This window comes from Candidatus Tokpelaia sp. (assembly GCF_008636115.1).
GTDB lineage: Bacteria > Pseudomonadota > Alphaproteobacteria > Rhizobiales > Rhizobiaceae > QLZD01.
On record NZ_QLZD01000031.1, the window covers coordinates 25,834 to 40,950 of the forward strand.

General features: G+C 53.5%; 5 protein-coding genes. 2 read left to right on the top strand and 3 right to left on the bottom strand.

Annotation, left to right across the window (positions count from 1 at the left end; all coding sequences use genetic code 11):
• The first annotated feature begins 208 nt into the window (after window positions 1-208).
• Window positions 209-9,316, top strand: coding sequence for a GH36-type glycosyl hydrolase domain-containing protein (locus DPQ22_RS05110; protein ID WP_150213805.1), 9,108 nt, complete (start codon window positions 209-211; stop codon window positions 9,314-9,316).
• Window positions 9,317-9,489: 173 nt separating this feature from the next.
• Here DPQ22_RS05110 and DPQ22_RS05115 read toward each other — a convergent pair whose 3' ends face one another.
• From DPQ22_RS05115 to DPQ22_RS05125, 3 genes are all read right to left on the bottom strand, one after another.
• Complete coding sequence (locus tag DPQ22_RS05115; protein ID WP_150213807.1) at window positions 9,490-10,410, bottom strand: hypothetical protein; 921 nt, start codon at window positions 10,408-10,410, stop codon at window positions 9,490-9,492.
• Between the two features lie 275 nt (window positions 10,411-10,685).
• Window positions 10,686-11,675, bottom strand: coding sequence for a Csu type fimbrial protein (locus tag DPQ22_RS05120; RefSeq protein ID WP_190323158.1), 990 nt, complete (start codon window positions 11,673-11,675; stop codon window positions 10,686-10,688).
• A 542-nt stretch (window positions 11,676-12,217) separates the two neighbouring features.
• On the bottom strand, window positions 12,218-13,198 hold the full coding sequence (locus tag DPQ22_RS05125; RefSeq protein WP_150213812.1) for a Csu type fimbrial protein: 981 nt from the start codon (window positions 13,196-13,198) through the stop codon (window positions 12,218-12,220).
• 357 nt (window positions 13,199-13,555) lie between these two features.
• On the opposite strand from DPQ22_RS05125, the gene pncB reads away from it, so the two are divergent.
• A complete protein-coding gene (gene pncB, locus DPQ22_RS05130; protein ID WP_150214087.1) occupies window positions 13,556-14,929 on the top strand; it encodes a nicotinate phosphoribosyltransferase in 1,374 nt (457 codons plus the stop codon).
• Window positions 14,930-15,117: the final 188 nt, after the last annotated feature.

Sequence of the window (15,117 nt, forward strand, 5' to 3'; positions counted from 1 at the left end):
ATTTCAGGCAGGCCGCGGCCTGCCGCCCGGCCTTGCATAATGTGGCAGCCTTTGTTGAATAGCCGGGCGGCACAGGCAGGACAGCATTGCATTCTATCGCAAAATGCGTAAATATGCCGCTTGCATTTGGGCATTGCGACAGCAATAAGCGCGTGATTCCCGGCATTAAAACAGCGCATAATCAACAGCCTGTTCGGAGAATTGAGATATGAGGCGCATTGCATTTTGGGCCAGCCGGCTTTCGGCTCATAACAGATCTCTCGCTCCTTATATTGATAAACCTGTACGCGCCGATTATTATTCTGACGAAGCGCTGGCCGCCATGGCAAAAAAATTTGCTGCCGGACAGGGTGCCGCCCTGCCCGGCTTCACGCCATTCCCGCTTGTTCCGCGTCTGAATGATAATGCGCAGGTAATTTTGCATGCTTTTCAGGCCTCTGACGCGGCGGCGCGGCGGCATGAAACGCTTACCCCCGCCACGCAATGGCTGATTGACAATTATTATACCATAGACAAAGCAATAAAACAGGTCAGGCTTGCCTGCCCGCGCAAGCTGCTCCGCCTGCTGCCGCCCAGCCCAAAGCCCGTCGCTTTGCCGCGTATTTTTGCTCTGGCCTGGTTTTATATTGCTTATACAGACAGTAATTTTTCTATTTCCAGCCTTGGCACTGTTGTCCGTGCTTATCAAACAGTGGCACCGCTGACTATTGGCGAATTATGGATTTTGCCGGCAGCCTTGCGCTTTGTGCTGGTGGAAAATGCCCGCCGTATTGCCGCTGCTATTGAACATAATGCCAAAATGCGGCTTGTCGCCAATAAAGCAGCGGATAAAATTGCCCTTACCCGCAAACAGGGTTCGAGCAATGCGGCAAGCCTGCTGGCGGAATATGGCTCTTATGTCGGCGATGCCGGCTTTTCTGGTCAGTTGCTCTCCCGTCTGGAAAACACCCCTGTCGATACGACCGCCGCCATAAAATGGCTGCAATACAAACTGGCGGAAACGGCGCCCGCCGATATTCACGACCATGCGGCGGCCGGTAATCCGGGGCGTTATCGCCTGGAGGCAGAGCAAAATCGTCAGGCCGCCAATGGCGTGACGATGGGCAATATTATCCGCGCCTTCAAATCTATTGACGATATTGACTGGCCGATATGGTTTGAATCTGTCTGCGCCGTAGATTTTGTCTTGCGTGATCATAGCGATTTTTCAGCTTTGGACGCCCCTTCACGTAATATTTATCGCAGCGCGGTGGAGCGCATTGCCAAAGCCTCTCCCTTAAGTGAAACAGAAGTGGCAGAGCAGGCGGTAAAACTGGCAGAAGCAGCGGCGCACGAGCCAGGCCAGGGCAGCAAACAGGCAAAAACCGGCAAAGCTGCGGCCGCCGCGGCCGGGGCACCAAAATCTGCCGTGGCAGATTATCTTCTCGGCAAAAAGCGGCCGGAACTGGAAAAAGCCTGCCATTACCGCCCGCGACCGGCAGACTGTCTGGCCTGTATTGCCGCCCGGCTGAAAATCGGCAGCATTGCCCTGCCCGTGTCAATATCGGCGTTTGTTCTTGTCCTCCTTGTTTATGCCCTTTGTCTTTATGCCGGCCTGTCGCCGGCAAAGGCGCTTGTCGGCGCAGCGATGGCGGTCTTGCCCGCCATGGATATTGCCTTTGCCATATTTAACACAATAATGTCCTGGTATGTGCCGCCCCGGCTTTTGGTCGGCTATGCCTATAATGACGGCATACCCAAACATGCGGGCACATTGGTTGCCGTGCCGATTCTCATCAGTTCCCGGCACAATATTGATGAGCAAATCCGCAATCTGGAAGTTCATTATTTAAGCAATCCGCAAGGAGCAATATATTTTGCTCTGATAAGCGACTGGAAAGATGCGAAAACAGCCCAGACAGCGGAAGATTTAGAGCTTTTGGCCTATGCGCGGGCACAAATTGTCGCTTTAAACCGGCGCTACCCTGCGGCAGAGAGAGATAAAACCAAAGCCGGCACGGGCAAAGCGGCAGCAGAGCACAAAGTGCCGCTTTTTCATTTCCTGCACCGCCGCCGCCTGTTTAACCCGCAGGAAGACTGCTTTATGGGCTGGGAGCGCAAGCGCGGCAAATTGCACGAGCTTAACCGCCTGCTGCGCGGCGCCGGCAATACCAGCTTTTTGCCGCCTGACAGCCCGCTTCCGGCCAATATTCGCTATATTATGACGCTGGATTCCGACACAAAACTCACTCCCGGCAGTGTGGCAAAATTTGTCGGCAAGCTCAGCCACCCGTTAAACCGACCCAGGCTGGATCCCAAAACCCGGATAGTGACTGAAGGTTACGGCCTGTTGCAGCCGCGGGTCACCCCCTCGCTTGCCGAGGGAGACCATGCCTCAAGGCTGCAACAATTACTTTCCGGCGAGCGCGGGCTTGATCCTTATGTTTTTGCGGTTTCCAATGTTTATCAGGATATAGTGGCAGAAGGCACATATACCGGCAAAGGTCTTTACGATATTGATGCTTTTGAGGCCGCGATGCACGGCCGTATCAGGGAAAACACGGTTTTGAGCCATGATTTGCTGGAAGGCGGCTATGCCCGCACCGCTTTTACCGGCGATATGGAAGTGGTGGAAGATTACCCCGTTTCCTATTATGTTGATACGGCGCGCCGCCACCGCTGGATACGCGGTGACTGGCAGCTTTTGCCCTATATTTTCGGCAAAAGCTGCGTCAGCGGCATTACCCGGTGGAAAATGCTGGATAATCTGCGCCGCAGCCTGATGCCGCCTGCAATTCTGGCGGCCCTTTTCGGCCTTTGGTGTTTTTTGCCTGTCAAACAAGCGCTGTTGTGGCAAATTATTCTGCTGCTCGGCCTTTATATTGCCCCGCTTATGGGGCTTGTCCGCAAATTTTTTGCCTTTGACCGCGATTATATGCTGCGCGGGCATATAAGAGCCGTGCTGTTGCAGGCGGGCAGCCTGTTTGCCCATATAGTGCTCTCGGTCAGTTTCCTCGCCTATAGCACCTGGTATACATTAGACGCCATTATCCGCACAATTTACCGCATGACTGTCTCGCACAAGCATTTGCTGGAATGGCAAAGCTCAGATGTGACCAAAAATCTGCCGAAACGCCGATATTTATCCGCCTATTTGCGCATGATGTTTCCCGCCATTATCCTTGCCGTTTTTGTGCTTCTGGCAAGCTGGCAGATCAAAGGCAGCGGTTTTTATGCCGGCCTGCCAATTATGCTTTTATGGCTGTTTTCGCCGTTTATTGCCTGGTTTTTAAGCCGCCCTGCCACTAAACGCGACAGGCTGAAGCTGAAATCGGCCGATGCCGCCGCCTTGCGCGGCATTGCCCGGCGCAACTGGGCTTTTTATGAAGAATTTGTCACCGCCGATAATCATTATTTGCCGCCGGATAATTTTCAGGAAGATCCGGTGCCGGTGCTGGCGCGCCGGACATCGCCCACCAATATCGGCCTTTATCTGCTTTCTACCGTTGCGGCGCGCGATTTCGGCTGGATAAATCTGCAGGAAACAATCAACAGAATCGCAGCCACGCTGACAACACTGGACAGGCTGGAAAAATTTCACGGCCATATTTATAACTGGTATGAAACAGATACGCTGGAACCTTCAGAGCCGCTTTATATTTCTACTGTCGATTCCGGCAATCTTGCCGGGCATTTACTGGCTTTGGCGGCAGCTCTCAAGCAATGGGCGGCACAAAACACAGCAGCTTTTATCGGCAATATGCACGGCATTATTGATAATGCCGATATTCTGGCAGATGAGCTGGAAGCTCTCGGCGCTGAAAATCCTGAAGCGCCGGCGCTTAAAGCGGCGCGGCAAAATCTGGCAGCTCTGCGCCGGCAGATAATTGCGGCAGCGGCAAAGGGTGGAACAGACGATTATGAAAAACAGCAGGCAGAACTGACCGGACAGGCCGAGGCGGCAGCCCTTATCGCTGCCCGGCTTGAGACTTTCAGCAATAAAGGCAGCAGCAAAACCGGCCTGGCGGCGCATAAGGCAGCCCTTAATCTGGAGGCAGTCTGCCGCGCCCATGCCTGCGATTTTCAGCAGGCGGCACAAATGGCAAAAGCGCCGCCAACTGCTGCCGCGCCGGCAGACAGCCCGCCGGCTTTGCTGCGCCAAATGGCTGAATTGGCTCTTCAAGCAAGGCAGATGGCTTTTGCCATGCAATTCAGCTTTCTCGAGCATAAAGACAGGCGGCTTTTATCTATCGGCTATCGTGTGCGCGAAAATGAGATTGACGATAGCTGCTATGATTTGCTGGCTTCCGAAGCGCGGCTGGCCGTGCTGTTTGCCATTGCCAAAGGCGATATAAAATATGAGCATTGGGCGCGGCTGGGGCGCGTCCCGGTGCCTGTCGGCTGGAAAGGGGCGCTGCTTTCCTGGTCCGGCTCAATGTTTGAATATTTAATGCCGCCGCTTGTCATGGCAGAGCCGCGCGGCTCGCTGCTTGACCAGACGGCAGGGCTGGTGGTGCGCCGCCAGCGGGAATATGGCGCTGAGCTGGGCCTGCCCTGGGGGATTTCCGAAGCGGCCTTTAATGCGCGTGATCCGCAAATGAATTATCAATATTCGGCTTTTGGCGTGCCTTCGCTGGGGCTGGCGCGCGGGCTTTCCCGCAATCGCGTTATTGCGCCTTATGCCGCTCAACTGGCGGCTCAATATGCGCCGCGTGCCGCTGTAGCCAATTTAAAAAAATTACGCAAACTGGGGGCGCTGGGGCGTTATGGCTATTATGATTCGGTAGATTTCACCCCTTCCCGCGTGCCGCAGGGGCAGGCTTATGCCCTTGTGCGCAATTATTATGCTCATCATCACGGCATGTCTATTGCCGCCATCGCCAATAGTGCGGCCAATAATATTATGCGCCGGCGCTTTCATAGCGACCCGGCAATAGAGGCTGTGGCGCTGCTGCTACAAGAAAAGGCGCCGCGCGAAATCCCCGTAATGAACGCCAAGGCCTTTAACCCGCTGCGCTCCGATACGGACAGGGTGGAGCAAAATTCCATTCGCATTATTGAACAGCCAATCACAGCAGCGCGGGCAACCCAGTTGCTTTCCGGCGGCGCTTATAATCTTATGATCACAGCCAGGGGCAGCGGCTACAGCACCTGGAACGGCATGGCTGTTACCCGCTATCAGACCGATGCGGCGGAAGATCAGCAGGGCAGTTTTCTGTTTCTGCGCGATATTGAAACCGGGCGCTGGTGGTCGGCCACAGCCGAGCCTACCCGCCTGACGGGGGAAGAGGCAAAAACCGTTTTCACCGCTGAAAAAGCCGAGTTTTACAAACATATTGACGGTATTCACTCGGCAGTGGAATGTTTGGCCACGGCCGGCAGCGAGGGGGAGAGCCGCCGGATCAAATTATTCAACCGCACCCATCGCGACCGCATTATTGAAATTATTTCCTATAGCGAGCTGGCGCTGGCTGAACCAATGGCCGATATTGCTCACCCGGTTTTCTCGCATTTGTTTGTCGAGACGGAAATTGCCGATAAAGGCATGACTGTTTTTGCCCGCCGCCGCCGGCGCAGCACTGAGGAGCCTGCTATAGAGGCCGCCCATTTTGTAACCGGGGTCGAGGGTGAGATTCTGTTTGCCCGGGCTGAGACAGACAGGCGCGCTTTTATCGGCCGCGGCCGCTCGCTCCGGCGGCCGGCATTTTTTGACAAAAATATTGCCGATGATAAAAACGGGCGCGATGGCAATAGGGCGCAAGGGCGTGACGGTTTTGTGCTTGACCCGGTTTTTTCTATTTGCTGCCGGGTTAAAATCCCCGCGCATAAAAAGGCTGAGCTGGTTTTTTGGACTATGGCGGCGGCAGAGCGCAAAAAACTGGAAAAAACAATCAGCCAGTGCCGCCGGGCCGATGCGTTTGAGCACGAATTCAGCGCTGTGTGGACGCATTCGCAAATTATTCGCCACCGTATCGGCCTCTCCCCGCAGGATATAAATGATTACCAGCATTATGCCACTTATCTGCTTTTCCCGGAAAAACAGTGGCAGGCGCCGAAAATAATTGCGCAAAAACTGGGGCAGCAGGCGGATTTATGGCCAATGTCCATTTCGGGTGATCTGCCTTTATGCGTGCTGCGTCTGGCCAATAATACCGATTTGCCGGTAGTAAAGGAAATATTGCGCGCGCATGAATATTGGCGCGAATGCGGCCTGGCCGTTGACCTGGTGCTACTGAATGAACAGGATTTTTCTTATGCGCAGGATACGCAGCGCAATGTCGAATGGCTGGCAGAAGCCTATCGCAACCGCGCCCGCGACAATAATGGCAAAGAGCATATTTTTCCTCTGCGCAAGGATCAAATGAGCGAACAGAGCTATAATACGCTGCTGGGAGCGGCGCATATTGTGCTGCATGCCGGCAATGGCTCACTGACAGAGCAACTGGCGCATCTGGAGCCGCTCAGCCACCATAATATGCCGGAAAATGACAGACCGCATGCTGCCTCCCTTGGCCTTATTGCCCGCGATCGCCGGCGGCGCGAGGCAGCGCCGGCGCCTGATCTTGCGGCCGGCGGGCAGCATAATCATGAAGATTTGCTCTATTGGAACGGTTTTGGCGGATTTAAAGCAGACGGTTCTTATAGTATTCGCCGCAAAGGCCGGCAAAGCACGCCGCAGCCATGGATAAATATTATCGCCAATGAGCAATTCGGCATGTATGTCTCGGCCGGCGGCGCGCCTTTTACCTGGGCCGGCAACAGCCGCGATTACCAGCTAACGCCCTGGAGCAATGATCCGGTGAGCAACCGCCCGGGTGAGGCACTTTATCTTGTTGATCTGGCAAGCAAAAAACGCTTCTCACCTGTCTCGGCGGTAGAATGCGCGGAAGATGTAATTTATGAAACCTGCCATGGTTTCGGCTATTCCACCTTTTCTTCCACGCATGACAGCCTGGCGCTGGAGCTTACCCACACAGTAGATAGAGAACAGCCTTTGCGGCTGTCACGCTTGCGGCTCACCAATAATGGCACCGGCAGCCGTTCTCTGCGGCTTTATAATTATGTAGAATGGGTGCTGGGGCAAAATCGCGGCAAAACGGCACCCTTTCTTGTCCCCTCTTATGATAAAAAACGCGCGGCCATGCTGGTTTCCAACCCTTACAGCCTTGATCGGCCGGCTTTTGTCAGCTTTGCCGCGGCCGGCCGGACGCCGGATAGTATAAGTGCCGACAGGGTAGAATTTATCGGCGCCACCGGCACGGTCAAACACCCGCAGGCTATACGTGACGGCGCGCCTTTATCCGGCAAAGTAGCGGCAGGCGGCGATGCCTGCGCTGCCATGGCCTATGATATTACCCTGCCGCCGGGCGAAACCGGAGAAATTGTTTTTTGCCTCGGCAGTGCCGAAAATCTGGATAAAGCGTATAAATTGCTGGATTATGCCCGTCTGGCAGATTTTGATACTGTGCTGGCGGCGCAAAAGCGCTATTGGCGTGATTTCACCGGCGGCCTGCAGGTGGAAACGCCGGATAACAGCTTTAATCTGATGGTCAATCACTGGCTGCCTTATCAGACTTATGCCTGCCGGATCAAAGCGCGGGCAGGTTTTTATCAGGCCAGCGGCGCTTTCGGCCTGCGCGATCAGCTGCAAGATACACTGGCCTTGTTATTGCTTAAGCCGCAACAGGCGCGGGCGCAAATTCTGGCAGCGGCGGCGCGCCAGTTCCCTGAAGGCGATTTGCAGCATTGGTGGCTGCCGGAAAGCGGCGCCGGGGTGCGCGGCCTGATTGCCGATGATATTGTCTGGCTGGCTTATGCTGCGGCTCTTTACACGGCTGTGACAGGAGATAGCGCCGTGCTTGATGAAGAAGTTCCCTTTATTGAGGGAGAGGCTCTGCCCGAAGGCCAGTTGGATATATATTTCCAGCCTGCTATTTCCACCCAAAAAGCCAGTCTTTACCGCCATTGCTGCCTGGCGCTTGATCTGGCCATACAGCGCACCGGCAAAAACGGCCTGCCGCTTATGCTGGGCGGTGACTGGAATGACGGCATGAATCATGTCGGCGTGCAAGGGCGGGGAGAGAGTGTCTGGCTTGGCTGGTTTTTGGGCAAGACCTTGCGTGATTTTATCCCGCTGGCTCAGGCGCGCGGCGATAAAGAGCGGGCGTCCGCCTGGGCTGCCCATTTGGCCGGCCTGGCACCGGCGCTGGAAAAAGCAGGCTGGGACGGCGGCTGGTATCGCCGCGCTTATTATGATGACGGCACGCCGCTTGGCTCGGCCAAAAATGATGAATGCCAAATAGATATAATTGCGCAATCCTGGGCGGTCATTGCTGATATGGCACCACCGGCGCGGCAAAAACAGGCAATGCAGGCCGCGCTGGCACAGCTTTATGATAAAGAAGCGCAGTTGTTGCGCCTGTTCTGGCCGCCTTTTGACAAAACGGCGCATAATCCCGGTTATATTAAAGCCTACCCGCCGGGGATTCGCGAAAATGGCGGCCAATATACGCATGGCGCTTTGTGGAGCATTATCGCTGCCGCGCAAATGGGAGAGGCAGAAAAAGCCTATGAGCTGCTCTCTGCGGTAAATCCCATTCACCACGGCGCTCAGGCAGAATTATATCGGGTCGAGCCTTATGTCATGGCGGCGGATATTTATTCTACTCCGCCCTATCGCGGCCAGGGCGGGTGGACATGGTATACCGGCTCGGCCGGCTGGTTTTACCGCGCGGCGACTGAGGCTATATTGGGGCTAAAAAAACAGGGCGACAGGCTGTTTCTGGCTCCCTGCCTGCCGGAAAGCTGGGATATTGTGCGCCTGCAATGGCGGTTTGAGCAGACGCTTTACCGCATTACCATCATACAGCAAAAAGCAAAAGAAACGCGTCTGACCGTTGACGGCAATGCGGTAAACCCGGCAGAAGGCGTGCTGCTGACGACAGCAGGTGAGCATGAAATTATCCTCACCCTTGGACATAATATGCCGAAAACGGCTGGGGCGGCAGAGAAAGCCGGTAGCGGAAAGGCTCAAACAGCAGCAAAGGCCGAACCGGCTGCCAAAGCCGATACCGGCAGAGTGAGAGGAGCGGCCGCACTGAGAAAGGTAAAAACGGCAGCGGCTGAACAAATGAGCGCGGCGGCAAGGAAAGCTGGCGGCGGGAAGGTTGAAGGGACGGCGGCCATGAAACCGAAAAGGGGCGCAGCAGCACCGGCCGGGCCGGCACAACGCGCCGAAACAGCAGCAAATGCGGCGGCAAAAGCCGGCAAAACAAAAAAGGCAAGTGCCGCTGCCGGCAAAGGCCAAACAGCAACAAAGGCCAAAAAGTCGGATTAGCCAAGACAGGTCAAGCGTTACCGGGTTGAGTCTTAATTATAGCGGCCGATATTTATTTTGTCACAGCCGCGGCGACTGAGCATGGTATACGGGAAAAGCCGGCGCCAAACAGAGCAAGCCCGGCACCGGCTGATACAGAGCGCGGCGGCCAAAGCCGCCGGGAATATTATAGCTTATTCTTCTACCGCCGGTTGAATGGCCGAGATAATGCCGAAAGGAATATGATCATAATTAACTATGGTCACGTAAAAGAATTTGTCACCAACAACATCAATTACTTCTCCCCATGTCAAAGCTGCGGTGTAACTGCCGTCCGGTGTTTTCAACACGGCATCAAACTCAAAAAAAGCTTCATCATCAGTAATCGGGAAAGACTGATAAAATGGACTTCCTTTCAAAGAGAAGCGCGCCGCATCACCCCTTCGTTCCTTTGTCCACTCCTTACCATAAGGGTCAATAATCGCTGTGCCAAAAACTTTGCCATGATAATTGGGGAAACAAAATCCGCTGGCATTAGCACCGTAATCGTTCAATTTGGTTGGGTCTACATCTGCCGGCCCATTATCCGCATAGGCCGGGGAAGTGAGAGAAAGCCAGCCTGTGCCGTCTTTACTGCGGATCAAGGTTAGAGGGAAACTGTCCAATGTTCCTATATCGACAGGAAAGGTTCCCGGCATAGTAAAGCCGTCCAGGGTGAAGCTGTCACCAAGAGAGGCATCACTGCCAGACTCCGTTTCACCCAAATAAATAAGCGTGTTGATAGTATCCGCCTCAGCCTGTGAGGTAAGCGGCGCATGATAAGAAGCCAGCCGGGCACTGCCAGTCGCTCTATCGCGGCCGGCACATTGAACATAAGCGATAGTGCCTTGCCCTTTGCCCTGCCCGCCGCAACAGCAGCAAGGCCGAGCGGCAATTTTATCCAGTTTATCGGCGATAATGTTCAGTGCGGCAACAATATCGCCCTCTGCGGCGCTGCCGGCCGCTGCTATCCCCGCCACCGGCTGAGCGCCGGAAGAGCCGGTAGCAAAAGCCACAGGCTCAGCCGCCTGAGGCAGGCTGCCCTGCCCGGCTTGTATATTATCTTGTTGTGTCATAATTATTCCTCCTGCTCCACGCGCTCCCCAGGTCTAAGAACCGCTGCCGCCACCCCGCGGCAGCGGAACAAGATCGGTTGCACCCTCAGGCAGCCAAAACCGCAAACCATCAACCGCCGCCACCCTGAAAGCAGCAACAAAACAGGCTGCGCCTCATCGCACGGCCAAGCAGCACATCACAAGCCGCTGCCGCCACCCCGCAGCAGCGGAACAGGCTCGGCTGCACCCTCAGACAGCCAAAACCGCAAACCATCAACCGCAGCGCCGGTGCAGCTTCACTGTATAATATTAACTGTTACCACCACAGTATCACGATAGGTACCGATAGGCGGGGTTGCTTGCGCCGGCACTTCCCCCGCCACGGTAAAAGGCTGGTCAAAACTGGTGCCTAAATCGCTCCAGCTTTCCGGCGTTACATTATAGCTTACCAGCTCTTCGCCGCCGCTGCGCTTCATATGGCGCATATTGTCGCTATAATTCTGGCCATTATCAAGGGTCACCTGATAATCGGTGCCGGCGCTGCAATTCACCACCACCTGTGCCTGGGTATTGACCGGATTTTTTAAGTCAAATTGACGAGGAAAGACCATGTCTGAGCCGACTTTGACATCGCAATAAGTGCGGACATTAATATCGACAATAGTATTACCCATTATTTGACCCCGATCAACAATGTCACCGCCGCCATTATCCTCCTTGGCACCGCAGGCATTAGGATAATCCAGCGCATCTCCCGGCTCAATCGTGTGCATAACAACATGAGTCCTGGGATTGTTATAGATATATTTCCCCTCCGGCAGAGAAACACCTTCATTACCTTCAAAACGCACTGTCATTGGATCATCTACCCGGTAAAGCAGATCGTTCACCTTAGTTGAGTAACCAGTAATATTATAAGCGTTCTTTCTATCGCCCACGCGCGTTCCGTTAGAGTAAATATTAAAGCCGATTTTGCTTTGATTACGGCCAGTGCCCAGAGTTGCATAGCGGTAAGTAAATGGCGTATTTCCGCTGCTTGAATCATGAATATGCCAGCAATAAACCATTTGTTGATTGGCTGCAATCGCATTCCTGATCGAACAGGAGAAACTTAATGTGTTCGTCATTGTCGGCGCTTTATTGATATTGCCGATAGTAACCGAGACAAGAGTAGTGGTTTCCACCGCGCATTTTATCCCTGCCGGACTCCCCTTTTTTGCCCAGCTCTCCCCCGCCAGAGCCGGTAGGAAAGCCATTGCGGCAATAAAAACTCTATAAATACACACTATACGCCACCCCGATACGCCCCGAACCATACCTCACCGCGAAAAAGGCACCCCCCCTCAATCAGAGGAAGAAATATCCCGGAAAAATTACGACCGACTTTCCCACACTTATTTGGATTCAGCTCTTTTTGTCAATAGGCTTTCAAAAGAAATTTCATTAAAAAAACTAAAAAATCTTGCGTCTTTTCCGGTGATTTTATTTTTGCCTGCCACAGGCGCGCCGGCGCGGCGCCTGTCAATGCGGCTCTGATATATAGCGGATCGCCGGGCTGTTGCGGGGCAGACAGCAGCAGAGTGAGCGAGGCAGGCCGGTTTTTAACAAAACAGAATTATAATATTGACAGGCTGAGAGGAATTGCCGAGCATAAGCCGGCGCAGGCAAAGGCGGCCTTTGCTGTCGATTATGGCTGGAGAGGCCTAAGCGGCGCAAACTGTCACAAGCAGCGCCGGCGCTCAAAAGGCTTTTGCAACGCCCTTATATGCTCCATTATGCCCCCCCCTCTTCTTGAGACGCGCCTGAAAGCCAGGCGCAAGGCATGGTTTTATTTAATAATATCAACGGTCACGACCACTGCATCGCGATAAGCGCCGACAGGCGGGGTTGCTTGCGCCGGCACCTCCCCATAAATGGAAAAAGCCTGATCAAAACTGCTGCCTGTATCAACCCATTGTTCCGGCGTCAGGCTATAGGCTATCATATCGTCTCCCCCCTGAAGTTTCATATGGCGCATATTATCGCTATAATTCTGGCCGTTATCAAGAGTTACATTATAATCCGTGCCGGCGCTGCAATTTACCACCACCTGCGCCTGTGCCGCAACCGGGTTTTTTAAGGAAAACTGGCGGGGGAAGACCATATCCGAGCCGACACGAATATCACAATAAGTGCGTATATTTATGTCAACAACCGTATTGCCTTTTGCATTACCTGTGCCGGTAACATCGCCATTAGTGACGCCGCAGGCATTACGATAATCAAGCGCATCGCCGGGCTGGAGCATATACATGGTAACATGCGTTTGCGGGTTGTTATAGATATATTTCCCCGAGGGCAGGTTTGAGACACCTTCATTGCCCTCAAAACGCACGGTTATCGGGTCATCTACCCGGTAAAGCGTATCATTGACCTTGGTCGGGTAACCGATAATATTATACTCGTTCCGTCTATCGCCCACCCGTGTGCCGTTGGAGTAAATATTAAAGCCGATTCTGCTTTGATTGCGGCCGCTGCCCAAAGTGGCATAACGATAGGTAAAAGGCTTCGTGCCGGCGCTGGAATCATGAATATGCCAGCAATAGGCCATATGCCTGTCGGCAGGGATCGCCCGGCTGAGCGAACAGGAAAAGCTGAGCGTGTTGGTGATTGTCGGCGCTTTATTGATATTGCCGATAGTAACAGAGACAAGATTAGTGGTTTCCACCGTGCAGCGCTGCCCCGGCGGGCTTGCCCGGTCAGCCCGGGCATTTACCCCCAGAGACACTATCAAACTTATCGCAACAATAAAAATTTTATAAACAGGCACTATATATCTCCAATATTGCCTCAGATAGCTGTTTAAAGAGAGCTTATTTCCTGTTTTGATTAGCAAAAAATATAAATAATTTCAATAATTAAGATTATTACTTAAATCATTATTATAATATCATTGTCAATATTCTAAAATATTACATATTTTTATAGATTTTATTGAGTAATATTATTTTGCAGCAAAAACGATCGGATCTGTAGCGGCTTTCTGCCCGGCTGACCGGCCAGGATTATAAAACTGGCACCAGAGAGCATGGCGGAGGGTGCGGAAAACAGTTTACGTCCCTGTTTGTTTCTGCTAGATTCGGCGCTGTTTGCCAGAAATGAGAGGCTGATGTCCGGTTCTTCCTCTATGTCGCGCGTTAATATTGCCGAGCGTGTTTATAATAATCGCTGGAAGCTTGACCCGATTATTCGCTCGCTGCTGGATACGGATTTTTATAAATTTTTAATGCTGCAAATGATTTGGGGCCTGTATCGCGACACTCAGGTCACCTTTTCGCTCATTAACCGCACCAAAACCGTGGCGCTGGCGCGGGAAATTGATGAAGCAGAGCTGCGCGCCCAGCTCGATTATGCCCGCAGCCTGCGCTTTAGCAAAAAAGAAATGATCTGGCTGGCCGGCAATACATTTTACGGCCGGCGGCATATTTTTTCTTCTGAATTTTTGCGCTGGCTGGAAGATTTCCAACTGCCGGAATATGAGCTGACCAAAGCGGCCGGCCAATATGAGCTGCGTTTTTACGGCCCGTGGACACATACCACTATGTGGGAGATACCGGCTCTCGCTATTATTAACGAATTGCGCGCTCGCCGGGCCATGCAGCCTATGGGGCGTTTTGCCCTTGATGTGCTTTATGCCCGCGCCAAAGCCAAAATGTGGGATAAAGTGGAAAGGCTGCGCCGGCTGCCGGATATTCGCATTTGCGATTTCGGCACGCGCCGCCGGCATTCGTTTTTATGGCAGCGCTGGTGTGTGGAAGCGCTAAAGGAAGGTATCGGCTTCGCTTTTTCCGGCACCAGCAATGTGCTCATGGCTATGGAAAGTGACCTTGAGGCGCTGGGAACCAATGCGCATGAATTGCCGATGGTGATTGCCGCTTTGGCCGAGACAGAGGCTGAGCTGGCAGAAGCGCCTTATAAAATCATGCAGGATTGGAGCCGCTATTATGGCGATAATTTGCTGATAGCTCTGCCGGACGCCTTTGGCACTGAGGCTTTTTTGCGCCATGCGCCGGATTGGGTGGCAGATTGGACCGGCTTCCGCCCCGACAGCGCCCCTCCAATAGCAGGGGGAGAGCAGATTATCGCCTGGTGGCAGCAAAAGGGGCGCGATCCGCGCAAAAAATTGCTGGTTTTTTCTGACGCGCTAGATGTTGAGACTATTGAAAAAACTTATCGCCATTTTCACGGCCGCGTGCGCATGAGTTTTGGCTGGGGCACTAATCTGACCAATGATTTTGGCGGCTGCTCGCCCGAAACACAGGATAAAACCGTAACCCGCGGGCTGGAGGCGATTTCGCTGGTGTGCAAGGTGACAGAGGCTAATGGCCGCCCGGCGGTCAAGCTTTCTGACAATTTACAAAAAGCCGTGGGGGAGAAAAAAGAAATTGCGCGCTATATCCGCTTTTTCAGTGAGGGTAAGCCCGGCAGCCAAAGCCGGAGCGGCAAAAAACCCGCCGCGAAACGCCGGCCGGGAAAACCGGTAAAAAGACCGCCGGCTTGAAGAGAGCCGCCCGGAAAGGCTGTTTAGCCTGCACTCAGGCCGCCGGCAGGCGCTAACAAGCGGGGCTGCCTGCATTATCCTTGCGATGAAACCGGCAGCCTGCCATTATAAGGCTTTAAGTGCGCGCCTTAAACGGCCGCCCGGTTAAAAGAACAAAAAATCAGGCAAATGAGTAAATCACCGATATT